The sequence below is a fragment of the Rhizobium sp. CCGE531 genome (assembly GCF_003627795.1).
In the GTDB taxonomy this organism is placed as follows: Bacteria; Pseudomonadota; Alphaproteobacteria; order Rhizobiales; family Rhizobiaceae; genus Rhizobium.
The window spans coordinates 749059-774257 of sequence record NZ_CP032684.1; the positions used below are offsets into that span (position 1 = coordinate 749059).

The 25199-nt window shown below is 61.0% G+C and carries 25 protein-coding genes; 22 read left to right on the forward strand and 3 right to left on the reverse strand.

Annotated features, from left to right (window positions below):
- Positions 1 to 158 precede the first annotated feature (158 nt).
- The 13 genes from flgF (at position 159) to fliP (ending at position 9395) form a co-directional block, all read left to right on the forward strand.
- Complete coding sequence (gene flgF, locus CCGE531_RS03715) at positions 159 to 893, forward strand: flagellar basal-body rod protein FlgF (protein ID WP_120662976.1); 735 nt, start codon at positions 159 to 161, stop codon at positions 891 to 893.
- A gap of 11 nt (positions 894 to 904) precedes the next feature.
- Positions 905 to 2290 (forward strand): flagellar protein export ATPase FliI, encoded by a 1386-nt coding sequence (fliI, locus tag CCGE531_RS03720; RefSeq protein WP_120666451.1) that lies wholly within the window; start codon positions 905 to 907, stop codon positions 2288 to 2290.
- An 85-nt stretch (positions 2291 to 2375) separates the two neighbouring features.
- A complete protein-coding gene (locus CCGE531_RS03725; protein ID WP_120662977.1) occupies positions 2376 to 2921 on the forward strand; it encodes a flagellar protein in 546 nt (181 codons plus the stop codon).
- Between the two features lie 118 nt (positions 2922 to 3039).
- On the forward strand, positions 3040 to 3432 hold the full coding sequence (gene flgB, locus CCGE531_RS03730) for a flagellar basal body rod protein FlgB (RefSeq protein ID WP_120662978.1): 393 nt from the start codon (positions 3040 to 3042) through the stop codon (positions 3430 to 3432).
- A gap of 16 nt (positions 3433 to 3448) precedes the next feature.
- Positions 3449 to 3865 carry a flagellar basal body rod protein FlgC gene (flgC, locus tag CCGE531_RS03735; RefSeq protein ID WP_120662979.1) on the forward strand — a complete coding sequence of 139 codons (417 nt, stop codon included), beginning with the start codon at positions 3449 to 3451 and terminating at the stop codon, positions 3863 to 3865.
- Positions 3862 to 4212, forward strand: a complete 351-nt coding sequence (locus tag CCGE531_RS03740) for a flagellar hook-basal body complex protein FliE (RefSeq protein WP_120662980.1) — start codon at positions 3862 to 3864, stop codon at positions 4210 to 4212. The genes flgC and CCGE531_RS03740 overlap by 4 nt, the downstream gene beginning before the upstream one ends.
- Before the next feature lie 97 nt (positions 4213 to 4309).
- On the forward strand, positions 4310 to 5098 hold the full coding sequence (flgG, locus tag CCGE531_RS03745; RefSeq protein WP_120662981.1) for a flagellar basal-body rod protein FlgG: 789 nt from the start codon (positions 4310 to 4312) through the stop codon (positions 5096 to 5098).
- Between the two features lie 19 nt (positions 5099 to 5117).
- Positions 5118 to 5618 (forward strand): flagellar basal body P-ring formation chaperone FlgA, encoded by a 501-nt coding sequence (flgA, locus tag CCGE531_RS03750; protein WP_120662982.1) that lies wholly within the window; start codon positions 5118 to 5120, stop codon positions 5616 to 5618.
- Positions 5615 to 6733 (forward strand): flagellar basal body P-ring protein FlgI, encoded by a 1119-nt coding sequence (locus tag CCGE531_RS03755; RefSeq protein WP_120662983.1) that lies wholly within the window; start codon positions 5615 to 5617, stop codon positions 6731 to 6733. Before flgA ends, CCGE531_RS03755 begins: the two co-directional genes overlap by 4 nt.
- Complete coding sequence (locus CCGE531_RS03760; RefSeq protein ID WP_120662984.1) at positions 6730 to 7281, forward strand: MotE family protein; 552 nt, start codon at positions 6730 to 6732, stop codon at positions 7279 to 7281. The genes CCGE531_RS03755 and CCGE531_RS03760 overlap by 4 nt, the downstream gene beginning before the upstream one ends.
- Complete coding sequence (gene flgH / locus CCGE531_RS03765; protein ID WP_120662985.1) at positions 7278 to 7991, forward strand: flagellar basal body L-ring protein FlgH; 714 nt, start codon at positions 7278 to 7280, stop codon at positions 7989 to 7991. The genes CCGE531_RS03760 and flgH overlap by 4 nt, the downstream gene beginning before the upstream one ends.
- A gap of 157 nt (positions 7992 to 8148) precedes the next feature.
- A complete protein-coding gene (locus tag CCGE531_RS03770; protein WP_120662986.1) occupies positions 8149 to 8640 on the forward strand; it encodes a flagellar basal body-associated FliL family protein in 492 nt (163 codons plus the stop codon).
- Positions 8637 to 9395: a flagellar type III secretion system pore protein FliP gene (gene fliP / locus CCGE531_RS03775; RefSeq protein WP_112343820.1), complete on the forward strand. Its 759-nt coding sequence runs from the start codon at positions 8637 to 8639 to the stop codon at positions 9393 to 9395. The genes CCGE531_RS03770 and fliP overlap by 4 nt, the downstream gene beginning before the upstream one ends.
- A 72-nt stretch (positions 9396 to 9467) precedes the next feature.
- On the opposite strand, the gene CCGE531_RS03780 is transcribed toward fliP, so the two are convergent.
- Entirely contained in the window at positions 9468 to 11411 is a 1944-nt protein-coding gene (locus CCGE531_RS03780) for a glycosyl transferase (protein ID WP_120666453.1), read from the reverse strand.
- Positions 11412 to 11745: 334 nt separating this feature from the next.
- Here CCGE531_RS03780 and CCGE531_RS03785 point away from each other — a divergent pair, with 334 nt between their 5' ends.
- Positions 11746 to 12657 carry a flagellin gene (locus CCGE531_RS03785; RefSeq protein WP_120662987.1) on the forward strand — a complete coding sequence of 304 codons (912 nt, stop codon included), beginning with the start codon at positions 11746 to 11748 and terminating at the stop codon, positions 12655 to 12657.
- Positions 12658 to 12912: 255 nt separating this feature from the next.
- Positions 12913 to 13824 carry a flagellin gene (locus CCGE531_RS03790; RefSeq protein WP_120662988.1) on the forward strand — a complete coding sequence of 304 codons (912 nt, stop codon included), beginning with the start codon at positions 12913 to 12915 and terminating at the stop codon, positions 13822 to 13824.
- A 111-nt stretch (positions 13825 to 13935) separates the two neighbouring features.
- Here CCGE531_RS03790 and CCGE531_RS03795 read toward each other — a convergent pair whose 3' ends face one another.
- Together CCGE531_RS03795 and CCGE531_RS03800 are read right to left on the reverse strand one after the other, a co-directional pair.
- The gene (locus CCGE531_RS03795) at positions 13936 to 15198 is read right to left on the reverse strand and encodes a tetratricopeptide repeat-containing protein (protein ID WP_120662989.1); all 1263 of its coding nucleotides are present in this window, start codon (positions 15196 to 15198) and stop codon (positions 13936 to 13938) included.
- Positions 15192 to 16679 (reverse strand): pyridoxal-dependent decarboxylase, encoded by a 1488-nt coding sequence (locus CCGE531_RS03800; protein WP_120662990.1) that lies wholly within the window; start codon positions 16677 to 16679, stop codon positions 15192 to 15194. The genes CCGE531_RS03795 and CCGE531_RS03800 overlap by 7 nt, the downstream gene beginning before the upstream one ends.
- Positions 16680 to 17019: 340 nt before the next feature.
- On the opposite strand from CCGE531_RS03800, the gene CCGE531_RS03805 reads away from it, so the two are divergent.
- The 7 genes from CCGE531_RS03805 (at position 17020) to CCGE531_RS03835 (ending at position 24962) form a co-directional block, all read left to right on the forward strand.
- Entirely contained in the window at positions 17020 to 17940 is a 921-nt protein-coding gene (locus CCGE531_RS03805) for a flagellin (RefSeq protein WP_120662991.1), read from the forward strand.
- A 257-nt stretch (positions 17941 to 18197) separates the two neighbouring features.
- Positions 18198 to 19178, forward strand: coding sequence for a flagellin (locus CCGE531_RS03810; RefSeq protein WP_120662992.1), 981 nt, complete (start codon positions 18198 to 18200; stop codon positions 19176 to 19178).
- 256 nt (positions 19179 to 19434) lie between these two features.
- Positions 19435 to 20064, forward strand: a complete 630-nt coding sequence (locus CCGE531_RS03815; RefSeq protein WP_120662993.1) for a hypothetical protein — start codon at positions 19435 to 19437, stop codon at positions 20062 to 20064.
- Positions 20061 to 21491, forward strand: a complete 1431-nt coding sequence (locus CCGE531_RS03820) for a MotB family protein (protein WP_120662994.1) — start codon at positions 20061 to 20063, stop codon at positions 21489 to 21491. Before CCGE531_RS03815 ends, CCGE531_RS03820 begins: the two co-directional genes overlap by 4 nt.
- 3 nt (positions 21492 to 21494) lie before the next feature.
- Positions 21495 to 22799, forward strand: coding sequence for a chemotaxis protein MotC (motC, locus tag CCGE531_RS03825; RefSeq protein ID WP_120662995.1), 1305 nt, complete (start codon positions 21495 to 21497; stop codon positions 22797 to 22799).
- Between the two features lie 2 nt (positions 22800 to 22801).
- Positions 22802 to 24427, forward strand: coding sequence for a flagellar hook-length control protein FliK (locus tag CCGE531_RS03830; RefSeq protein WP_120662996.1), 1626 nt, complete (start codon positions 22802 to 22804; stop codon positions 24425 to 24427).
- On the forward strand, positions 24339 to 24962 hold the full coding sequence (locus CCGE531_RS03835; RefSeq protein WP_245458966.1) for a lytic transglycosylase domain-containing protein: 624 nt from the start codon (positions 24339 to 24341) through the stop codon (positions 24960 to 24962). The genes CCGE531_RS03830 and CCGE531_RS03835 overlap by 89 nt, the downstream gene beginning before the upstream one ends.
- Positions 24963 to 25199: the final 237 nt, after the last annotated feature.

The following is a 25199-nucleotide window of genomic DNA, read 5'->3' on the forward strand; positions in this document are numbered from 1 at the left end:
TCGATGGGCCTGCGGAAGCGCTTTTTGCCTTGTCAGCTTCGCACAAGCCAAGCCCTGCAGGATGACGGCTAAGGGCATCCATGCCCCGCTAACGAAATGTAGGAGCGCCGGTGGCGTTTCCTTTCCCGTTATTCTCCAATGTCCGGAGGGCGTTGAAAATGCAGTCTGGTATCTATGTCGCGCTATCGTCCCAGATGGCGCTCGAGCGGCGCCTGACCACGATCGCCGATAATTTGGCCAATGTGAACACGACGGGCTTCCGCGGCACGGAGGTCAAGTTCGATCAGGTCCTCAGCAATACCCAAAACAAGCTCAACGCCAAGGTCGCCTTCGTCTCGCAAGGCAATGATTACCTCTCCACCGACAATGGCGAACTTCAAAATACCGGCAATCTCTTCGATTTCGCGGTCAAGGGCGACGCCTATTTCGGCCTCAACACGCCGGCAGGCCTGGTGATCACGCGCGACGGCCGTTTCACCATGACCGACAGCGGTGCGCTGGTCTCCACGCGCGGCTTTCCCGTGCTCGATCCCGGCGGGGCCCCGATCCAGCTCGATCCGGCGGGCGGCGCCCCGACCGTTGCATCGAACGGCGTGATCACGCAGAACGGCCGGAGCATGGGTCAGATCGGCCTCTATAGCGCTGATGTCGGCAAGGGCTTCCTGCGCTACGAAAACAGCGGCATCCTGCCGACCGATACGCCTCAGCCGGTGATCGACCGTTCGAATATTGGCATCGCCCAGGGCTACCTGGAAAACTCCAATGTCAACGGCATGCGGGAAATGACCAACCTGATCGAGGTCAGCCGCGCCTTCGACAATATCAGCACGCTCACCAGCAGCAGTGAGGGCACGCTCACCGACGCCATCAAGACCCTCGGCGGCAGCCAGTAAAGAGGCGGATGATGGTCGAGGATCGGTTGCCGGAAGGCGCATTGTCGCCGAAGCTTTCGCATATGGCCGTTCTGGCGGGCCAATATGCGATGGCGGAGAATGCCGTGGCCCATGGCGGCCATGTGCGCACCATCGCCGCCGGGCACTACACCGTCGCGGGCCTTTCCAGGCAGGTGCGTCTCGGCGATTTCGTCGCGCATCGTTCCCAGACCGGCATTCACCTCGGCGAAGTCGTCCGCGTCGAGCCGGAACTCACCTATGTCTGTCCGATCGAACCGGGCGAGCCGATCGGCATTCAGGACACCATCATCCGCAAGGGCGCCTTCCGTATTGCGCCCGACGAAAGCTGGTGCGGCCGCACGATCAATTCGCTGGGCGAACCGATCGACGGGCTCGGGCCGCTGACGGCGGGTCTGGAATCGCGCTCGATCTCGAATACCGCCCCGCCGTCGATGACGCGCAAGCGCGTCGAAACCGGGTTCAAGACCGGCGTGCGCGCTATCGATATCTTCTCGCCGCTCTGCCTCGGTCAGCGCCTCGGCATCTTCGCCGGCTCCGGCGTCGGCAAATCGACGCTGTTGTCGATGCTGGCGAGAGCCGAAGCCTTCGACAAGGTGGTGATCGCGCTCGTCGGCGAGCGCGGCCGCGAGGTGCGCGAATTCATCGAGGATACGCTGGGTTCGCACATGCAGAAATCGGTGGCGGTCGTCGCGACGAGCGATGAAAGCCCGATGCTGCGCAAGATGGCGCCGCTTTCGGCCATCACCATCGCCGAGCATTTCCGCGACCAGGGCGACAATGTGCTGCTGATCGTCGATAGCGTCACCCGTTTCGCCCATGCCATCCGCGAGGTGGCGACCGCATCCGGCGAGCCGCCGATCGCGCGCGGCTATCCGGCTTCGGTCTTCACCGAGCTGCCGCGCCTTCTCGAGCGCGCCGGCCCGGGACCGGAGGGCACCGGCACGATCACCGCCATCATTTCGATCCTTGTCGATGGCGACAATCACAACGATCCGATCGCCGATTCCACCCGCGGCATTCTCGACGGCCACATCGTTCTCCAGCGCAGCCTTGCCGAGGAAGGTCGCTACCCGCCGATCGATCCGCTCGCATCCGTATCGCGTCTCGCCCGCAAGGCCTGGACATCCGATCAGGAAAAACTGGTTTCGCGGCTGAAGGCCCTTGTCCACCGCTACGAGGAGACGCGCGATCTGCGCCTGATCGGCGGCTATCGCCAGGGCAGCGACGCCGATCTCGATATCGCGGTGCGCCAGGTGCCGATCATCTACGACATTCTGAAGCAGACGCCGGGCGAAGAGCCGTCGGCGGATGCCTTCACCGATCTTGCCACCGCTCTCAGGAACGCCTCGGGCGGCGTTCCGGTCAGGGGCAAGTGATGATCGCCAGGACGCTTAGCTCGATTGTTCCTTGCCCGCATCCGGCCGGGCATTGCCGAATTTCGTGCCGGAAGAGGGGCCAGAAGTGAGAGAATCCGACGCAGACGATCCGGTCGCCCCGCCGAAGCAGGCAAGAAAGCGAACCGTTGCGGACAAGGCGCTGGCCTTTACGGGGCTGGCGCTTGCCGGCGCCTCGGCCTTCTTTCCCTGGTACGTGTTTCTCAATCCGGACAAGTTCGGCATCCACGTGGCTGAAGGCGATCACACGCGCGATCTGCCGAATTGGCCCGGCCGCGAGATCGTCAGCGTCTCGCCGCTCGCCATGGTCAACAAAAACCCAAGCGCGCCGAAGGATCTTATTCCCGATCCGCTGACGACGGCGACGGTCAGCAATGCCGGCCGCGAGGACGACAAGGGGGAACCGGCCGACCAGCAGCCATTCCCCGGCAAGTCACCGTTCCACCTGCTGCACGTCGCAAATGGCCGCGCGCTCATCGAGGATGATACCGGCATGTATGTCGTGCGGGTCGGATCGGTTCTGCCCGACAACAGCCAGCTGGCTTCGATCGAACAACGAGACGGAAAGTGGGTCATCGTCACGTCGGCGGGCGATGTCTACGGCAACAATTGAAAGACCCGCAAACGCCGGGATTTCAGGCATTTCGAAGACCTTTACAGGAACGCATTTCCCGCAAGTCCCACGCAAGATTATCCCGCTAGGTTTCAAGTGTAAGAACGGAGAGAAGGCCATGCAACCCATACAGCTCTTTGACCTGGCCTCGCGGCAAGCCGAGTGGCTCCAGGTGCGTCAGGAGGTTGTTGCCGGCAATATCGCCAATGCCAATACGCCGAAATATCGCGCCAAGGATGTGACGCCGTTCCAGGCCGTTCTGGATAATCAGAACGCCAACATGGTCCGGACCGATCCCGCGCATCTTTCGGGCAATGAATTCAGCACGAGCGGCAACGTCAACGTCGATGAGGCGCCGCTCAGTCAGGAAATTGGCGTCCAGGAATCGGGTAACACCGTCGGCCTGGAAGACGAGCTCGCCAAGGCCGGTGACATCAAGCGCCAATACAGCTTGAACACCGCGCTTATAGGCTCCTTTCATCGCATGATGTTGATGGCCGTAAAACAATAGATGAAGTGAAGATGTCATGGACCCCTTATCAGCCGCATTGAAAATTGCAGGCTCCGGCCTGGAGGCTCAATCGACTCGTCTGCGAATCGTCTCCGAAAATATCGCCAACGCCCGTTCGACGGGCGATACGCCCGGCGCCGATCCCTACCGGCGCAAGACGGTGACCTTCGGCGCGGAAATGGATCGCGCCAACGGCCTCACCACGGTTGGTGTCAAGAAACTCGGTGAAGACACGGGCAAGTTCGTCGAAGAATACGACCCCGACAACCCGGCGGCGGATCAGAAGGGCTACGTCAAGATGCCCAATGTCAATGTCCTCGTCGAGATGGCCGATATGCGCGAAGCCAATCGCTCCTACGAGGCCAATCTGCAGACGGTCCGGCAGGCCCGTGATCTCATCTCCTCCACTATTGATCTCCTGAAGAACCAATGATCGACACGATTAAGAATGTAGCCTCCCTCTCGGCGACCCGCGGCCTCGGCAGCATCGCCACGGATCTGACCTCCGCCGCCTCCAGCGCGATGAACGCCTCGCCGGCCGTCGCCATGGGAGCGGATGCCGGAATGAGCTTCGCGTCGGTCATGTCGAACGTCGCGAAGGATTCCGTCAATTCGCTGAAGGAAGCGGAAAACGCCTCCTTTGCCGGTATCAAGGGCACGATGAGCACCCGCGAGGTGGTCGACAAGGTCATGCAGGCCGACCAGACCCTGCAGACCGCGATCGCTTTGCGCGACAAGGTTGTCTCAGCGTTTCTCGATATCACGAAGATGCAGATATAGGCCGGGTCTGCCCGTTCTAATTACCTGATTTGGCGAGTGTCTTTCAAAAGCCCTTCCGCGGCTTCGAAGGTTCCGCCCTAGATCCAAGGACGAAAGCATGAGAGCGCTCGCAATCGCCGCGACGGGCATGGACGCCCAGCAGACCAATCTCGAAGTCATCGCGAACAACATCGCGAACATCAATACGACGGGTTACAAGCGCTCGCGCGCCGAGTTCTCCGACCTTCTCTACCAGACGGAGCGTGCCAAGGGCATTGCCAACAGGCCGAACCAGGCGGTGGTGCCGGAAGGCGCCAATATCGGTCTCGGCGTGCAGACGACCGCGGTCCGCAACATCCAGATCCAGGGCCAGCTTTCGCAGACCCAGAACGATCTCGACGTCGCGCTCGTCGGCCGTGGCTGGTTCCAGATCAAGATGGCCGACGGCACGACCGCCTATACCCGCGCCGGCTCCTTCAACAAGAGCGACACAGGCCAGATCGTCACGCCGGATGGCAATGTGCTGCAACCGGGCATCACCGTCCCGAACAATGCCAGCAGCCTCACCATCAACCAGTCCGGCCAGGTGTCCGCGATCATCGGCACCGCGACGACGCCGACCGTGCTCGGCCAGCTGCAGATCGCCAATTTCGTCAACGAAGCGGGCCTGCAGCCGATGGGAAGCAACCTCTTCGTTCAAACGCCGGCTTCCGGCGATCCGGTTGTTTCCGATCCGAACGAGAACGGCTTCGCCTACATGAAGCAACATTACCTGGAATCGTCGAACGTCGATCCTGTCAAGGAAATCACCGATCTGATCACGGCGCAGCGCGCCTATGAGATGAATTCCAAGGTCATCACGACGGCCGACGAAATGGCGCAGATCGTCAGCAAGAACCTGAAGTAACGAGAGGGACGGGCCGAACATGAGGTTTCGCCGGATGAAAAGCTTGGCAATGGCATGGTTCGCCGCGGCGAGCCTTTCCGTCGTATTTGCTTCGGCCATGCCCGTCTGGGCTGTGAGCGCCGATGGTTCCGCGCTCGGTACCGCCGTGGTGCCGACCGAGACGATCTATCCAGGCGATATCATCGGCAGCGGTCAGCTCGAAGAGGTCGAGGTCACCAACCCCAACCTGAGCGGCGACTATGCCAAGCGGCTTCGCGATGTCACGGGGTTGGTATCGAAGCGGACGCTTCTTCCCGGCCGCACGATTTCCATTTCCGCCCTGCGCCAGCCCTATGCCGTGACGCGCGGTTCCAATGTTCGCCTGGTGATGAGCATGGGCAGCATGACCATCACGGCGGCGGGCACGCCGCTGGATGATGGCGCCGTCGGCGACAGTGTGCGCGCCCGCAACATGGACTCGGGCATCATCGTCAACGGCACGGTTCTCCAGAACGGTACGATCCGCGTGGTCGCGAAATGAAACGGCTTCGTCAACTTCTCGCAGTCCTCCTCGCATTGCCAAGCCTGATCGTCGCCGATCCGGCCGCGGCGATGCAATCGCGCATCAAGGACATCGCGTCGCTGCAATCCGGCCGCGACAACCAGCTTATCGGCTATGGTCTGATCGTCGGCCTCCAAGGGACCGGCGACGGCCTGCGTTCCTCGCCGTTTACCGAGCAATCCATGCGCGCCATGCTGCAGAACCTCGGCATCTCGACCCAGGGCGGTCAATCCGCCGCGAAGAATACGGCCGCCGTCATGGTGACGGCGAACCTGCCGCCCTTTGCAAGCCCGGGCAGCCGCATCGACGTGACGGTGAGTTCGCTCGGCGATGCGACGTCGCTGCGCGGCGGCACGCTGATCATGACCTCGCTGAGCGGCGCGGACGGGCAGATCTATGCCGTGGCGCAAGGCTCAGTCATCGTCTCCGGCTTCCAGGCGCAGGGCGCCGCCGCAACGGTGACCGAGGGCGTTACGACGGCAGGCCGCGTGCCCGGCGGCGCGATCATCGAGCGCGAGCTGCCGTCCCGCTTCAAGGATTCGGTCAACCTGGTCCTGCAGCTGCGCAATCCGGACTTCTCCACCTCGATCCGCATTGCTGACACGGTCAATACCTGGGCGACCTCGCGTTTCGGTGCCCCGATCGCGGAGGCGAAGGACTCGCAGGAAGTGACGGTCGCCAAGCCTAAGATGGCGGATCTGACGCGGCTGATGGCCGATATCGAAAACCTCAACGTCCAGACCGATACGCCGGCCAAGGTCGTCATCAACGAGCGCACCGGAACGATCGTCATCGGCGCCGATGTCCGCGTCTCGCCCGTCGCCGTCAGCTATGGAACGCTGACCGTGCAGGTGAGCGAGAATCCGCAGGTGATCCAGCCGGAACCCTTCTCGAACGGGGAGACGGCCATACAGGACCAGACCGACATTACCGCCACCAAGAGCGGCGGCCGGGTCGCGGTGCTGGAAGGGCCTGACCTGAAGACGCTGGTCTCCGGCCTCAACAATATCGGCGTCAAGCCGGACGGCATCATCGCCATCCTGCAAGGCATCAAGTCGGCCGGCGCCCTGCAAGCGGAGCTCGTGTTGCAATGATCTCGATCGTCAGCTCCAGAAAAATGCTGATCTCCTTCGGTCTTTCGGCCATCGCGGCAGCGGGCGTCCTGCTGTTGTCGCTCGGCGTCGGCGTGGCGCAGCAGGCACCGAAGCCCGTCGTCGATCCGGCATCCAGCCAGGACGAGATCCGGCAGTTCTGCACCAACATCGCCGATCCGGCCCGCGACCAGCGCTACCTGCTGCAGAAGCAAGAGCTGGAAAAGCTGCAGGCCGACGTCGATCAGCGCATCGCCACCATGGACAAGCGCAAGGCTGAATACGAGGACTGGCTGAAACGCCGCGACGATTTCCTCAAGACGGCGAATCTCGGCCTAGTCGATATCTACAAGAACATGAAACCGGATGCGGCGGCGGCGAGCCTCAACGACGTCAAGACCACGACAGCCGCCGCGATCATCATGAAGCTCTCGGCGCGCCAATCGAGCCTCATCCTTGCGGAAATGGATGCGAAGAAGGCGGCCGTCATCACCAATATCATCGCCAGCGCATCCGACCCGAATACATCGAAGTCGAAGGACCCCTCATGAACACGCGTCTTACGGCCGCCTGCGCAATCGTCGTCTTTCTCGCCGGTTGCCAGTCGCAGGCCCTCAGGGAAATCGGCAGGGCGCCTGCCATGAGTCCGATCGGCAGCGGCCTGCAATATGCGCAGACGCCGCAGATGCTGCAATATCCCAAGCGGCCGCACCAGGTCGCGCAGGGTTACTCGCTCTGGAACGATTCGCAGGCCGCCTTGTTCAAGGATTCGCGCGCGCTCAATGTCGGCGACATCCTGACGGTCACGATCAAGATCGACGACAAGGCGAACTGGGACAACGAGACCAACCGCAGCCGCGTGAACAAGAGCGATATGGGCTGGAACGTCACCGCCAAGATCTTTGGCTGGCAGCCGAGCACGAATGCGAACGCTACCTCCGGCTCCGACACCAGCACCGACGGCAAAGGCAAGATGCAGCGCTCCGAGCAGATCAACCTTCTGGTCGCTGCTGTCGTAACCGGCATTCTCGAAAACGGCAACCTGATGATCAGCGGCTCGCAGGAAGTCCGCATGAACCAGGAAATCCGCATTCTCAACGTCGCCGGTATCGTGCGTCCGCAGGACGTCACCGCGGATAACACCATTTCCTACGACAAGATCGCCGAAGCGCGCATCTCCTATGGCGGACGCGGTCGTCTGACGGAAATACAGCAGCCGCCGAGAGGCCAGCAGGCCGTGGACCTGCTGTCGCCGCTCTGACCGCTGACGGTATCGGCTAGCGCCGGATGATTTTAGGTCCATTCGACCTGAAATCTGAATCCGCGCTGGAATCAAATAGATAGAGCATGATGTCGTCCGAAAGCCGCTGACACTTTTTCGGCATCATGCTCCAGTAGAAAACGGACGGACAGGGACCATGGCAGCCACAGACGAACCGGCAAAGGGCAAGGGATCGCCGTTGATCATGACGGTCGTCGGGCTGCTGGTGCTCACCGTTCTTGGCGGCGGCGGCGGCTGGATGGTTGGAACCGTCGTCGCGCCGAGGATCAAGGCTGCTACCGCCGCCGTGCAATCGACGGTGCAGGTCGCCGGCGGCAGCAAGCAGGCGGCCGCCGCGGCACAGGCGAACGGCATCGTAGCGCTCGATCCGATCACCGCCAATCTTGCCTATCCCTCGCAGAGCTGGGTAAGGCTGGAGCTCGCCTTGATTTTCAAGGGGCCTGTCGATGCTCAGCTCGCCCAGGCGATCCATCAGGATATCCTTGCTTATATCCGCACGGTTTCCCTGCAGCAGATCGAGGGTGCGCGGGGCCTGCAATATCTTCGGGATGACATTCAGGAGCGTGTTGACCTACGCTCGGAAGGACGAGTATCGAAAGTTATGTTCAGAACTTTCGTGATTGAATGATTCGATTAATACTTGCCCTATCTATATTAGTGATTTCTGTATTGTCGCCTGAACTGGCGATGGCGCAGCAATTGTCGCAACAGCTTCCCACCGATCTTCTGAACGCGCCGGTCAACGGCTCGGTCGCCGCCTGGATCATCCGCACGTTCGGGCTCCTGACGATCCTGTCGATCGCGCCCGGCATCCTGATCATGGTGACGAGCTTTCCGCGCTTCATCATCGCGTTTTCGATCCTGCGCACCGGCATGGGCCTTTCGTCGACGCCGTCGAACATGATCCTGCTGAGTCTCGCCCTGTTCATGACCTTTTATGTCATGTCGCCGACTTTCGATCAGGCGTGGAAGGATGGCGTGCAGCCGCTGCTTGCCAATCAGATTTCCGAAGCCGACGCCGTGCAGCGCATTGCCGAGCCGTTCCGCACCTTCATGTCGAACAATACGCGCGACAAGGACCTGAAGCTTTTCGTCGATCTGGCGCAGGAGCGCGGCCAGACGACCGTGGTCGACAACAAGATCGATTATCGCGTCCTGATCCCGGCCTTCATGATCTCGGAGATTCGCCGCGGCTTCGAAATCGGCTTCCTTGTGGTACTGCCGTTTCTGGTGATCGACCTGATCGTGTCGACCATCGTGATGGCCATGGGCATGATGATGCTGCCGCCGACCTCGATCTCGCTGCCGTTCAAGATTCTCTTCTTCGTGCTGATCGACGGCTGGAACCTGCTGGTCGGCAGCCTGGTTCGCTCTTTCCACTGAAAAGACATGCGAGAATGAAAAGACAGGCGTGAAGCGATCGCCGGAGGTTTCCGCTCCGACGATCGCCGAGCGTCACTCGGCCGCGATCGCCGCCGAATTCTGGTCTTCTTCCATAAACGCTTCCGTGCGCGCTGGCAGCGCCGGCACATCCATATGGTCGGGTTCGAGCCCCTGCTTGGCCCGCGTCGCCATCATCTCGAAGGCGGTTTCCAGATGGTGCGTGAAGCGCTCCGCGTCGAAAAGCGGCTGGATGTAGCGATTGGCGGCGAGGGTTTCCTTGAACTGCGCGATACGCTCCGGCTGGCCGGCGAGCTCTACCGCCATGTCCTCATAGGCCTTGATGTCATCGGCCACCAGTTCCGGCAGACCGATGGCGTTCAGAAGGCTTTCGCTGACGCGAGAGGCGAAATTGGTGCCCTTCACGGTGAGAACCGGCAGACCGCCCCAGAGCTGCTCCGACGTGGTCGTGTGGCCGTTGACCGGGAAAGTGTCGAGGCCGAGATCGGCCAGCTGCTGGCGATCGATGTGATCCTCGTAGCGAATACGTGTGGTGAAGACGACGCGCTTGCGGTTGATGCCGTGGGCTTCCAGGCGCGACCAGATGTTGGCCTCCGCCCGAGGACCGTTGCAGAGCAGCCAGAGCACGCTGTTCTTGCTGCGCTTCAGGATGTTGCTCCACACGTCCATCATCTGCGAGGTGATCTTGCGGTTGCCGTTGAACGAGGCGAAGACGAAGGCGTCTTCGGGCAGCCCATGCTGCGCGCGGGTCGTCGGCCGCGGCTTCGGGCGATATAGCGGATCGTTCGGCTGATAGCACTCGGGCAGGCGGCAGAACTTCTCGTGGAAATGCGGCTTCGAATGATCCGGCAGCACATATTGATCGCCGATGATGTAGTCGAGGTCGATATTGACGACAGAGCCGGGAAAACCGAGCCAGGAAACATGGATCGGTGCTGCCATATGGTTGAGGATAGGCGCGCGGCTTCCTTTGGTGTGCCCCTTGAGATCGACAAGAATGTCGATATTCCGGGCGCGGATCGCCTCTGCCGCGCCCTGGTCGGACAGACCGCGAACGTCGACCATCGTTCCCCACTTCTGATGGTCGAACCCCTGTTCCTTCTGGGAAACGAGATCGGAATGGTCGAAGAGGGTGATCTCGAACCGATCCCTGTCGTGCAGCTCCAGGGTCCGCTGTATCAACTTCATCGTCGCGTGGCCAGGCCAGAAATCGGACGAGAGATAGCCGACGCGGATCTTGTTGCTCCAGGCGTGTGGCAACTTGCGACGAGCCTCGGCATGGCCGGCGGGCAGGGGTTTGGTGTCGTGGACCGCATGCTTGTTAATTGCTTCGTCGCCACACCAATGCAGGTGGAAGAAGGGGTTGTCCGGGATCACGTAGTCGAGATTGCCCTTTGCCAGGGCCGCTGAAATCGGCGCCATGTACCTGTCGACGGCAGCGAGATCGGATATTTCGCGAGCAAAGATCAGATGGAGAATGCGAGTGACGATACTGTCGGGATGTTTCTTGAACAGCGTCGTAACGAGGTGTCGGTTGCTTTCGTCATAGAGATCGTCGGTGAGCAGTTTCGCTGCCATGAGCCGATGCTTGAGCTCCGGTCCTTCGACCAGTACCGTCTTGAAGCCGGTCAGGAGCTCTTTCTGCTGTCGGCTCAGGAAAATGCGAACGAGGATGAAGGCAAGCTCTGGGTCCTTGAACGCCATTGGAAGGATCAGGCTTCCCACGGCAAGAGCCTGTTCGTCATTGCCGCAATCGTTGTGCAGCAACAGGGCTTCGCGAAGATAGTCGTCGCGCTGCGGCTTTTGCCGGCCCGCCAGCTCATAGGCGCTCGCCGCATCCGATCTGAACCCGAGCTTGAGCAGTGTTTTTGCCAGCAACGCATAGATCTTGGGCGATCTGTCGACGTTAAGCAACTCGTTCAGCGTTTCGAGTGCGCGTGTATATTGCCCCTTTTGATAGAAGCCGGACGCCGTCACAAAGGCATTTTTCGTATTCACGAGCAAGAACTCCAAGCGATATGTTGACCGGCTCCCGATTAAGGTCGAGGGCCCGGCATCATGGATTCGCCTGATGATCCCTCACGTAGCTTGCCTGAAACCGAAGCAACGATTGAAAACGCCTTTACGCATTTTTAGCCACGTTCAGGACATGCGGTTCCCGACGGCCCCGCGTTTAAGAAATTGGCAAGCAATGGGTGCGACCTTCCTCGCAACATGACGGGTTTGGTCCTCCAGGAAAATGGATCGAGGGGCATGAAGCTGCTCCGTCATCGCCGGTATTTCCAGTCCGGTATGTCCTCCTTTCGTATCCAGTTTCCAGGGGACACACTCAATGACCAGCATTATCACCAACAACTCCGCAATGGCCGCTCTCCAGACGCTGAAGAGCATCAGCGGCAACCTGCAACAGACGCAGAGCCACGTATCGTCCGGCCTGCGCATCTCCAAGGCTTCCGACAACGCCGCTTACTGGTCGATCGCCACCAGCATGAAGTCCGACAACAGCGCCATCGGCGCCGTTTCCGACGCTCTCGGCCTCGGCGCCGCCAAGGTTGACACGGCATCGACCGCTGTCACCAGCGCGATCGACATCGTCGGCCAGATCAAGAACAAGCTTGCCACCGCCATGGAAGGTTCGGTTGACAAGAAGTCTGTTCAGGAAGAAATCGGCCAGCTGCAGCAGCAGCTGCAGAGCGTCGCCCAGTCGGCTTCGTTCAACGGCGAAAACTGGGTCATGGCTCAGAGCGGCGACTCCGCTTCGGTCGTCTCGTCCTTCATCCGCGGCACCAACGGCAGCGTTTCGGTCAGCACGACCTCTTACGCCTTCGACTCCAGCGCAACCGGCAACGTTCTGTTCGGCTCAAGCGGTGGCACGATCGACACGACTTCGGGCATCCTGGGTACGTCGGATGGTTCGGTTGGCGCTTCGGTCTTCAGCCTCGACATCTCCAGCATGACTGGCGGCCAGATCTCCAGCGCCCTGAACATGGTTCAGACCGCTCTGAACTCCATGACCAGCATGGGTTCGAAGCTGGGTTCGATCTCCAGCCGCATCGACCTGCAGACGAGCTTCGCTTCCTCGCTCTCCAACTCGATCCAGTCGGGCGTCGGCAAGCTGGTTGACGCCAACATGGAACAGGAATCGAGCAAGCTGTCCGCTCTGCAGACGCAGCAGCAGCTGGCCGTCCAGTCCCTGTCGATCGCCAACTCCTCGACCCAGTCGATCCTCTCCCTCTTCCGTTAATAGGAAGCACCGGCGCTCCGCGTTGGTCGAAAATCCTAAACAACAAGTTAACCGCGCCTATCTAAGGCGCGGTTTTTTTTATATTTTCTGGCTCAAAGCGGTTCAGCTTTTCTTAACCATATTGCTGTTTCTTAGGACCATCGAAGCGGCGAGTTAACCTTAACGATTTTGGTTAATAGGCATGATGCTGAATGCCGTTACCGGTTTTAGGTCCGGAATGTCCCTTATTTAACCACTGCCAAAGGGGCAAATATCATGACGAGCATTCTTACCAACAACGCCGCAATGGCTGCTCTCCAGACGCTGCGCAGCATCGGCTCCAACCTGCAGCAGACGCAGAGCGCCGTGTCTTCCGGCCTGCGCATCTCCAAGGCTTCCGACAACGCCGCTTACTGGTCGATCGCCACCAGCATGAAGTCCGACAACAGCGCCATCGGCGCCGTTTCCGACGCTCTCGGCCTCGGCGCCGCCAAGGTTGACACTGCAACCACCGCCGTCACCAGCGCCATCGACATCGTCGGCCAGATCAAGAACAAGCTCGTCACCGCCATGGAAGCGTCGGTCGACAAGAAGTCTGTTCAGGAAGAAATCGGCCAGCTGCAGCAGCAGCTGCAGAGCGTCGCCCAGTCGGCTTCGTTCAACGGCGAAAACTGGGTCATGGCTCAGAGCGGCGACTCCGCTTCGGTCGTCTCCTCCTTCATCCGCGGCACCAACGGCACCGTTTCGGTCAGCACGACATCTTACGCCTTCGACTCCAGCGCAACCGGCAACGTTCTGTTCGGCTCAGCCAGCGGCGCGATCGACACGACTTCGGGCATCCTGGGTACGTCGGATAGTACGGTTGGCGCTTCGGTCTTCAGCCTCGATATCTCCAACATGACTGGCGGCCAGATCTCCAGCGCCCTGAACATGGTTCAGACCGCTCTGAACTCCATGACCAGCATGAACTCCCGCCTCGGCTCGATCTCCGGCCGCATCGACCTGCAGACGAGCTTCGCTTCCTCGCTCTCCAACTCGATCCAGTCGGGCGTCGGCAAGCTGGTTGACGCCAACATGGAACAGGAATCGAGCAGGCTGTCCGCTCTGCAGACGCAGCAGCAGCTGGCCGTCCAGTCCCTGTCGATCGCCAACTCCTCGACCCAGTCGATCCTCTCCCTCTTCCGTTAATAGGAAGCACCGGCGCATCGCGCCGGATGACAGCAAGAGACAAGACCTTCGCCGCGCCTTCCCCGGAAGGCGCGGTTTTCTTTTTGGCCCGGCGCATCGGTGCCGACCGGCTCAGGACGCCTTTGCCAGGGTCGCGGCAGCCCTTTGCCTGACGGCATCGACGAAGCCATCGAACAGTTTGCGCATGGCGACCTGCTTGTAGGGATAGATGATCGGATCATCCATGTCGTGGACCACCATTGCGACATCGAGCTCGAACACCAGCAGACGTCCGTCGGGAAGTTCCGCGCAGTCGATGCCGAAATAGTCGAGCTGGATATAGCGGCAAAGGGCTGCGAAGCTTTCCTTGTGGCGCACGGCGAAATCCTGATCGAAATTTTCCATCCATGCCTGCTCGACGGCGCGTTTTGCCGCGCTCTGCGCCATGCCGGCGCTCAGATAATGCACGATCCAATGGTCTGAGAGCGCCATGTGGCTTGCGAAAGCCTTGCCGTCGATGAACACGACGCGCTGCTTGTTGTAGAGGCCGTCAGTACCGCGAAAATCGATGAAGGGCGCGACGTAGAGTTCCGGAACGGGCTGGGCCTCCAGAAAGGCGGCAAGCTCGGCGGAGTCGGTGATGCGTTCCATGCCGTTGCCGGCATGCGTGCTGATCGGGCGCACGACGAGCGGGTAGGCGAGGCCGGGAGCGCAATCGTCCAGTCGCCTCGCGCGCGCTGCGACTGCCGTAAGATCGGCGTGCGATACGCGGTAGGTAAAGGGCGAGAGGATGGAGGGCTCATTCGCCAACATGCTGCTGACGCCGTCGCGCGTCAGCCTGGCGATCAGTTCCGGATTGCAATTCATCACCGGACCGTCGAATTTGGCAAGCAGCGCCTGCATATGGGCGAGCAGAGGGGCGTTTTCGGTCGATTCGCCAATCGCCATGAAGGCGACGTCATGGTCCGGCAGATCAGCGAGCACGGATGTCTCCAGGTCGACATAGCGCAGCCACAGTACGCAGTCGCTGCCCGCCAGCAGAAAATCCAGCGGTGTATTGGCCATGAAATCGCCCTCGGTGACGAAAGCCAGCAGCCGTGGTCCCGCTCCATCGCCATGAACTATGCAGAAGTCACGGCGCATCTGCACGGCGCTCTTCAGGATCTGGCGGGCCTCGTCGCCACGGGCGAGGGTTTGAAGGATGATCGCCATGTCCAACAGCGCGGCGGCGTCGGTTGGATCCGCCGTCACGCGTTGCATGAGCTCGCTCCAGAGCGGGGCGACGTCGTGGCCGGCATAGACGAGCGAGACTATTCTCTGCATGCCGAGAATTCGAGCGCCGACCGGCATGTTCAGTGGGGCCGGATCGGCCATGGGGGCTTTGGTCATCAGCATTGCGGAAGATCCTGTTGGGAGCCGATTGTCAAAACGCTCCGAACGAGCGCGTCGATATCCGTCTGTCGCGTACGGTGGTTTACGATCGCCGCGCGGATTGCCGGCTGACCGTTCAGATGGGTCAGGGACGGAGCGACCCGGCCTTCGGCGTGGAGACGCTCGACGATCTGGGAATTGACGGATGCCGGCATTGTTCCGTCGGCTCCGACATAGGCGAAGCAGACGATGTTGAGGGCGACGGGCGCGAGCAATTTCAGCGCAGGCTCCTGCTCGATCCGTCGCGCAAGCTCGCGTGCCAGCATGCAGTTGGCGCTCATTGCCTCCCCCAACGCTTTGACGCCATAAGTTTTGAGCGTGAACCAGGTCTTCAGCGCCCTGAAGCCACGCGAAAGATCCGGGCCGTAGTCGCAGGGCCACCAATCTCCGCCTGCAAGCCCGGTCGCCGCCCGGCTGAGATAGGCGGCATCCGAAGCAAAGGTTTGCCGCTGCCACTCGCTGTGGCGCACTAGGAGGAAGCCGGCATCATAGGGTACCTGGCCCCACTTGTGGAAATCGAAAGCAAGCGAATCGCAGGTTTCGATCCCCGCAAACAAAGGTGCGAGCTCGTCGTTAAGAATGCCAAGCGCGCCGAGCGCGCCGTCGACGTGAAAATGAAGATCATAGGTGTCGGCAATGCCGCGCAAGGCGGCGAGATCGTCGACGGCGCCGGTGTTGACCGTTCCCGCGCTGCCGATGAGGAGGAATGGCATGAAGCCGTCCTGTCTGTCGCGCAGGATCACCTGCTCCAGCGCATCAAGATCGATCCGGCCAAGGGCGTCGACCGGAATGCGCCGCAGCTGATTGCTGCCGATGCCGGACATTTCGAAGGCGCGCGGAACGCAACCATGCACCTCGCTCGACGCATAGGCGACCAGAGGGGATTCGTCGGACAGGCCGGTTGCGCGCACATTACGGCCGAGCTTGCGGCATCTGGCGATTTGCACCGCAACGAAATTGGCCTGCGATGCGCCGGTCAGGAATATGCCGCCGGCCGTTTCCGGGAAGGAGAAGATCTGGCGCGTCCAGCGGACGATCTGGCGCTCGACCTCGATCGGCATGTGGTCGCGTCCGCCGAGATTGGCATTAAGCCCGCCGGCCAGCATTTCGGCCAGCATGCCGGCGACGGTGCCTCCGCCCTGGACCCAGCCCATGAAGCCGGGATGGGTGTTGCCGCTGCCGTAGGGCAGGACGTTTTCCCGGAAGATGGCATGGACTTCAGCCAGATCACTGGCCTCCACGGGCAACGGCGCATCGAACAAGGCACGGGCGGAGGCGGGAGCATGTTGCCAAACCGGCTTCGTGCCGAGCGTCTCGAGATGATCGAGCATGTCGTCAAGCATCTGGTGACCCTGTTTGCGCAGGGCCTGCCAGTCGTCCGGGTCGAGGCTTGTTCGCTCATGGCGATCAACTGCCGCTCGTCCGGCGTCCTGCAAACTGAACATCTCAACCTCGTCTATGGCCGGCCGCATCGACGCTGCCGTCGGAATGCCCGTGAAGGGTGATCGGCCGCTTCCCATCCGACATCGGACGGATCGCCGCCATGCTACGACGTCCAAGGTGGCGCGAGGCTGACTTGCGAGCCTGCCGGTCATCATCAGCATGAATTCGTTAACTTTTGCTGGCGGCGTTAACCTTTTATTAACCCTAATGCTGTCAGTTGCAGCTAACGCAACGGTTGGTTAACCACTCCTAAGAGGCGGTTAACAAGCATGAGGCTGATTGCCGTTCCCGGCCGCAGACCGGAATGTCCCTTCCAAATTCAGCCACAAGGGGCACCATCCAATGACCAGCATTCTCACCAACGACGCGGCAATGTCCGCGCTTCAAACCCTGCGCGGCATCAACACGAACCTGCAGGATACGCAAAGCCGCGTTTCCTCGGGCTATCGCGTCGCCAAGGCAGCCGACAATGCCGCCTATTGGTCGATCGCGACCACCATGCGCTCGGACAACAGCGCGCTTTCCGCCGTGTCGGACGCATTGGGCCTGGGTGCCGCCAAGGTCGATACGGCCTATACGGCGATGGACAATTCCATCAAGGTCGTTCAGCAGATCAAGGACAAACTCGTCGCGGCAACTGAGAACAGCGTCTCCAAGGCGGACGTTCAAGAAGAAGTCACTCAGCTGCAGCAGCAGTTGGAAAGCATCGCGCAGTCCGCGTCCTTCTCGGGCCAGAACTGGATGTATGCAGCCAATGGCGCCTCCGCCTCCGTCGTTTCCTCTTTCGTGCGCAACAATGACGGAACGGTCGCAGTCAACAGCACCAGTTACAGCTTCGATACCGGTTCGCAAGGCAACGTCATGTTCGGCGCGACCGGCGGTGGCACGATCGATACCAGCTCTGGTATTCTCGGCACTGAGCAGAACATCAACGGCACATCCTATTCCGTCTTCAGCCTCGATATCACCAACATGACGAGCGGCGATATCGGCAATGCGATGAACCTCGTGCAGGGCGCCCTCAACGCCATGACAAGCACGGCCTCGCAGCTCGGCTCGCTTTCGACCCGCATCGATCTGCAGACCAGCTTCGTTTCCACGCTGCGCGATACGATCGATTCCGGCGTCGGCAAGCTCGTCGATGCGAATATGGAAGAGGAGTCGAGCAGGCTGTCGGCCTTGCAGACGCAGCAGCAATTGGCCATCCAGTCGCTGCAGATCGCCAACACCAGCGCGCAGAACGTTCTGTCCCTCTTCAAGTGAGCCTTGACCGGAGCTTGCGTTAGGACGGCGCGGCGGCATTTCCCTCTTGCCGCCGCGCATAAGCTTTTGTTAACGTTGCTACTGATTGATTTGCAATCTTTGCGCAGGGTCCGGCCTTCGATCGTCTTCGGAACGATAGCCGGGCATTGCTTTAGCGACGGGCCGCGCTGGGATATCTCCCGCTGGTGGGCATGAGGCCAATCGTTGCTACCGGATCGGCCCGGTTTGCCAGTTCCAATGGAATGACGGATTCTCAGATGAGCAATGTGACGACGAATCATGCTGCGTCCGCGGCGCTGACCGTGTTACGCGGAATCAACAAAGATCTCGGTGTCGTGCAGCATCAGGTCTCGTCCGCTTACCGCATCGAGACGGCGAGCGACGATCCGACCTACTGGTCGATGGCGACCACCATGCGCTCCGACCGGAGCAGCCTTTCCACGATCACGGATGCGCTGGGCCTCGGCTCCTCCAAGGTCGACATCGCCTCCACCGCCATGGATACGGTCGTCAACCTTTTGACCCAGATCCAGTCGAAACTGGTTTCGGCAAAGGAGTCGGGCACCAACAAGGATGCGATCAACTCCGATATTCAGCAGCTTAAGAATCAGCTGCAATCCGTTACCCAATCGGCGTCCTTCTCCGGCGAGAACTGGCTCTACAACACCGACCAGCAGCCCAGCACGCAGCATTCCGTGATCAGCAATTTCACGCGCGGCGCCGGCAGCCAGATCAGCCTCACGACGATCGGTTACGACAGTTCGCAGACCCTGATGATCGATACCGCCGATCCGAGCCGGGGATTGCTGACGAAGAATATCGACGCGAGCACGTTCGACACATCGAGCAGCGGCAGCCCCACGGCCCGTAACTACTATCTCCTGGCCGCCGATAGCGGCACGACGCCGACGGGCGGAACGGAGATCGCCATATCGAGCAGCACGACGGACAACGAGCTGACCGACATGCTCAATGTCACCAACTCGCTCCTGAAGTCCGCGACCTCGGCGGATTCGACGCTGGGTCTGATGAAGTCGAACATCGACGATCAGTCGGACTATATTTCCAAGCTCAGCGACGCCATCAAGAGCAGCGTCGGCGATCTCGTCGACACGAATATGGAAGAGGCGTCGGTGCGGCAGAATGCCCTGCAGACAGCCCAGCAGATGGGCATTCAGGCGTTGTCGATCGCCAACAGCATGGCAAGCAAGGTGCTGATTCTTCTTCAGGGGAAATGACGGGCGGGCGGCCCGGCTCGATAGGCCCTCGACCGGCAGGGCCGCCGCATTCATCTTCGCACAAGTTTGACTGCCTACGGTCCTTCGCAGTGGCATGGTTGCGCAATGTGCCGGTAACGTCAGTCGTTTCCGGAAAGCGTAGCCCGAGGACGGAAACCGGAAGCGTGATGATCGACGTTTTGAGAATGGGAATGGAGCTGCCCTCAGCCGGCATAGACGTGCTGCGTCTTTCCGATGCGAATGGGGAGATGCGCGCTTGAGCCTCGCCCTATCCCGATACCTCAAGGATTTCAGCGCTGAACAGGCCCCGCCGCCTGTAGACGATACAGCGTTTGCGGAGATGATGGAGTTTCCCGAAAGTCCGATCGAGCCGCCTGTCGATATCGAGGCCGAGCGCCGGGCCGCCTATGCGGAAGGACATGAGGCCGCAACGCGGGAGCTGTCGCAGAAACATCAGGCCGAGCTCGATGCCATGGCCGGTTCGTTTCGAGCCGAAACGGAGGCTTTGCGGACGCGCTACGAAGAGCAGGCGGCCGAGAAGATCGCGGCCGGTGTGACGCGCGTGGCCACGATGCTCGGGCAGGCGATCAGCGCGGAAACGGCGGCCATCCTTGCGCCGATCATGACCGAAACGCTGACAGCCAAGGCCGTTGCCGACCTCGCCGATCTGGTCAGGAGCGCGATTCTCGACGGCAGTGCCGGATCGATCTCCGTCAGCGGCCCGCATCGCCTCTTCGAGGCCCTGCGGGCACATCTCGGTGACGACGGCGCCCTGTTGCGTCACGTCGAGACGCCGGACGTCGATCTCACCGTCACCATCGGCGAGAGCGTTCTCGTGACCCGAATGTCAGCCTGGGCCGCTGGTCTGAAAGAGATATTGAAATGAGCGACGGCGATCAAAATCACGGCAAGCACGAGATCATCATCGTCAAGCGCCACGGCGGCGGCGATCATGATGCAGGCCATGGCGGTGCATGGAAGATCGCCTATGCCGACTTCATGACAGCCATGATGGCTTTCTTCCTGGTGATGTGGCTGGTAAACGCCGCCAACGAGGAGACGAAGGCATCTGTCGCCTCCTATTTCAATCCCATCAAGCTTGCCGACGAAAAGCCGACCGAGAAGGGGCTCAAGAAGCCCGTCGACCAGGCTAACGGTGAAAAGAACCAGCAAAAGTCGGAAAAACCGCAGGACAAGCCGAACGACGGCAAATCCGCCAAGACCGGCGAGGACCTGACATCGACCTCGGGCGACCAGACGAACTATTCCGAAGCCGATTTCTTCGAGAATCCCTATTCGGTCCTGGCTGAAATCGCACAGGAAGTCGGTCAGCAGGCCAATGTCAGCGCCAAGGGCGAGGGCGGTGCCGCCCAGTCCGGCCCTGCCACGGGCGCGGACGGCGGTCAGGCCTACCGCGATCCCTTCGATCCTGATTTCTGGACCAAGCAGGTTCGGGTTTCCAGCGCCTCGAAGAAAGCGAATGAGGAACAGTCCGCCAAGTCGGATCAAAAGGACAAGGGCGAAGTTATCGCGCTGTCGAAGGCAACGGCCGCCGATACCGGCCAGCCGGCCGAGCAGCCGCAGACGCCTGAACAGCAGCCGACCGTGAGCGCGCAGCAGGCGACCGGCAAACAGCAGGAAAAGCAGACGCAGGCCCAGCAAATCGCCAAGGCTTCCGGGCAAAGCGACGCGTCCATGCCTGAAGACAATGCCGCCCTGACTCAGGGCAAGGACGTGACGCCGACGAAGGCGCAGCAGCAGGAGGCCAAGGATCTGCAGCAGGCGATCCAGGCCGAGATCAACGGCGTTGCCGGGCAGCTCGCCGAGGGGCTGCAGGTCACCGCGGCCGAAGGCGGCGTGCTGGTCACGATTTCCGATCAGAGCAATGATCCGATGTTCAATATCGGCTCGGCCGTTCCGCGCCGGGAGATGGTGCTGGCGATGGAGAAGATCGGCAAGATCCTGGCCGAGCGCAAGGGATCGCTTCTGATCCGGGGCCACACGGACGGGCGCCCCTATATGGTCGGCGGCCGCAACGACAACTGGCGCCTGTCGCTCGATCGCGCCCAGAGCGCCTACTATATGCTGACCAGTAGCGGGCTGGACGAGAAACGGATCGCGCAGGTTTCCGGCTTCGCGGACCGACGGCTGAAGCTGCCCGAGGATCCTTTCAACGATGCCAATCGCCGTATCGAGATCCTGATTGCCAATCCTTCAGACCAAGCCGTGAAGCAAGGGGCCAGCCCGGATGTGCAGAGCCCGGCCAAGCCCGCTTCGGGGAAGGGCAAATCAGGCCAAGGCAAACAGGGCTAGTCCATGGCGCGCAAACAGCATCGTCGTCACCTCGCGCTCACACTCACCCTCGGCATGCTGATGCCGGCGGCTGCGAGTGCCGAGGGGCAGGACAGCCTGCCGCTCTACAAGATGCTGCGCTCGCTTGAATTCGTCCAGGATTCCGTCGCGGCGGGCGACAGCTCCGCCGGAGAGATGCAGCGCTTCCTGCTCGCCACCATCGACGAACGCCTGCGCAATGCGGATAAAGCCGTGTTCGAGGACAACCGCAATGTCGATGCCGCCCTGATCTACGCCATGAGCGGCGGCAACCCCGAAACGCTCGAATATCTGATGTCGCGCGACCTCAACGGCAATTTCGACAATCGCGTCGCGGATGTCCTGAGAAAATATCTGAACGGCAAGGGGCTGCTGGTCGTCAACACGCTTGCCGACATCGCCAGGGAATATCGCGACAAGCCGATCGGTCCCTATCTCTCGCTCGTTGCCGGCAATGTCATGTCCGGCAAGAACGCCAAGGCCGCCCTGCAACTTTACGATTGGGCGCGTTTGATGGCCCCCGGTACGATCGTCGAGGAATCGGCGCTGCGTCGCTCGCTGGCTTTGTGCGCAGATGCGGGAACTGTGCCGGCCGGGCTCGACTATGCGCGGCGCTATACGAGGCGCTTTCTGCATTCGCCCTACGCCAGTCAGTTTGCCGATCTTTTCGTGCAGCTTGTGGTGGATCACGATTCCGACGTCAAGCAGCAGGACATTGTCGATATCCTGTCCTTCATGGACCCTCCCAGGCAAAGGGAGATCTATCTGCGCATGGCGCGCCGGGCCGCGATCGCCGGCAAGGCCGATCTCGCCGCGCTGGCGGCCAACCGCGCCCAGGCGATCTCCACCGACGGCGGCGACGCCTTCGGCGCGCTGGCGAATTTCTATGGTGGGGTGGCGGGCATATCCACGCCGGAACTGAAGTCGGCGATCAACGATCTCAATCAGATGCCGGCGGGCGAGCTGAACGCGCGCGATCGTGCCCTGCGCGATGCAGCAAAGGCGGTGGCGCAGGAGATATTGCGTGTCCCCGATCCTGCAAGCCTCGGGCAAGCCAATGTTTCTAACCTGTCCAACCAACAGAATACTGAACACGATGCTGCTGTGACGAAGCAATCGGGAGGCCAATCTCCCGGCACGGCGGGTGTTGAGCAGGGGGCCTCGGCGAACGCGGCTCCCGCCCCGGAGGGAGGACGGCAGGAGGCCGGTTCTTCGTTCAATGCATTCGTCACGACGAGCCGCTCGAAGCTGGATGCCATCGACGGCCTGTTGAAGCAGGAAAGTCATTGATCATGAACGACATCGGTGTATCCAGCGCCTCATCCGGGGCGGATATTCTTGCTGCCGCCAAGGGCGCCCGCTCCGCGAAGCAGGACGACGGCAAGGGCTTTATCGATGCGCTGACCAGTTCGCTCGGCAACGGGCGCAAGCCCTCCGGCCCGAACGCCGGGACGGACGCGACGGCGAACGCAAACACGACAGCCGGTGGCGATGCGGATGAAGATACGAGTGCCGTAAAGACGGCAGCGAGCAACCCCGCGTCGATAACCCTAGCCATCGATGAAGGCGCCAACGCTGGGGTTGGGATGATCGATACGTCCGGAGCCAATCTCACAGACCTCGCCGGCCTGACCAAGGGGACAAAGCCTTCCCAGGGTGCCGGTGCAGCCACGCTCTCGAAATCGCTGATAGAGCTGCAGAAGGCGGTATCGGCAGCGGCGAAAGGCGACGCGGTTCCCGCGGAAGGCGATCAGACGGCGGCAGTCGCCGACCCGGTTATGCCGGCTGTCGATACGAGCAAGGCACCGGCACAATCGACCACGCTCGATCAGCTTGCCGAGCTCGCGCAGCAATTGGCCGACGTCACGGCGACCGACGGTCGAACCACGCCGGTGAAGGGCGATGGAAAAACACCTGTCGTGAAAGGCGGGAAGGACGCGCAGTCGACGGATGATAGTAAGTCTGCGCCGACGCAAGACAATCAGGCGACGACTACGATTTCCGATGCCCTATCGCTGCTGAACGTTCCGCAGCCCGTCGTTGCCGCGCAGCCGGTTGTTGCCGCGCAGGCGGGCACGGCGCTGGCGGGCAAGGCGACCGACGATGCGAAAATCCAGGGAATGCCGCTCGGCAACGCGGCTGTCACGGATGATGCATCGGATGCGACGGTGACGCTGCCCGACGGCGGCAAGGGATCGGATGCCGCGCAGACCTTCCGCCTGACGCGGTCGGATGGTCGCGGCAGCGCGCTCGACCTGTCGATCAGCAAGAGCGGAGATGATGCGGCGGACGTGAAAGTGGCGGCTTCCGCGGGCGGCGATACCCCGGCGATTACAGTCTTGGATTCCCGCCGCTATCTGGGGTTTGCCACCAACTCCAATTCGGCGCTCGTCGCCGGGGCACTGGCGGGCGATCGCGAATGGTCGGCCGCGTTGCAGCCGGGTTCGGCGCTTTCCAATGCCGCAACCCTGTCCAGCACGGGCAAGGTCGTCAACACGCTCAAGATCCAACTGCGCCCCGATAATCTCGGCGATGTCACGGCCACCATGCGGCTTTCGGGAGGTCAGCTGAGCGTCGACCTGAAAGTGCAGACGGGTGAGGCCTACAGGCAGCTTCATGCCGATCAGAGCCACATGGTCGAGGCACTGCGCGCCCAAGGCTACCAGGTGGACAATATCACCGTCACCCTGGCCTCCAACGCGGATCAGCAGTCGGATAGCGGCCGCAATTCCGGATCGAACCAGCAACAATCCCTGTTGAACCAGGGACAAGGGGGCGACGCGCGTCCCAGGGGCCAGAACTATTCGGGACAGCAGTCAGATGGAAACAATGGCAATCGCAGTTCGGGTGAGCGCGGTGTTGAAGACGGCGCTGCTGGTGGCGTTCAGCGTTCTGGTTCTGGGGCGGTTTACCTCTGAGGCGCTCGCGTCGGGCAATCCGGCACCGCCCGACAACGGTGCCGCGGGCCTTTGCGAACGTGAAATCCAGTCTGCTGCCGTGAAATATGGGATACCGGAAGGAATTCTCTATTCGGTCGGCCTGACGGAGACGGGACGCAAGGGATCGCTCTATCCCTATGCTCTCAATGTCGAGGGGCGGCCGATCTTCCCGCCATCGGAGGGCGCCGCCCTGCAGATATTCGCCGCGGCCCGGCAGAACGGCGCAAAGCTTATCGACGTCGGCTGCATGCAGATCAACCAGTATTTTCACGGTGAAAATTTTGCTTCCGTCGACGCGATGTTCGATCCCCGCAGCAACGTCGAGTATGCCGCGAAGTTTCTCCGCAATCTGCACGACAGGCATGAGACCTGGACGATGGCGGTAGCTAGATACCACGCCGGCCCGAACAATGACCCCGCCCAGAAGGTCTATGTCTGCCGCGTGATCGCCAATCTGGTTGCCACCGGCTACGGGAAATGGACGCCCAACGCGGCGACTTTCTGTCAAAACTAAGCTATCTGAAGTTGCATCGCGCTTCCGGTTAGCCAGCGCTAACTCAAAGGAAGCAATTGACTGCCGTTGATTAGCCAGAAATGCGCTTGTTAATGAAATGCTAACAAACAGTTTTTTATCGGTGCAAAACACAAGGTACCCACTACATCTAGTGCAAATCGCACCTCCAAAGTTAATCAATTATTAATTTCCGTCACTCATTTCCGACAGTTGTTCGTGATTCGCCCGATTCGTACC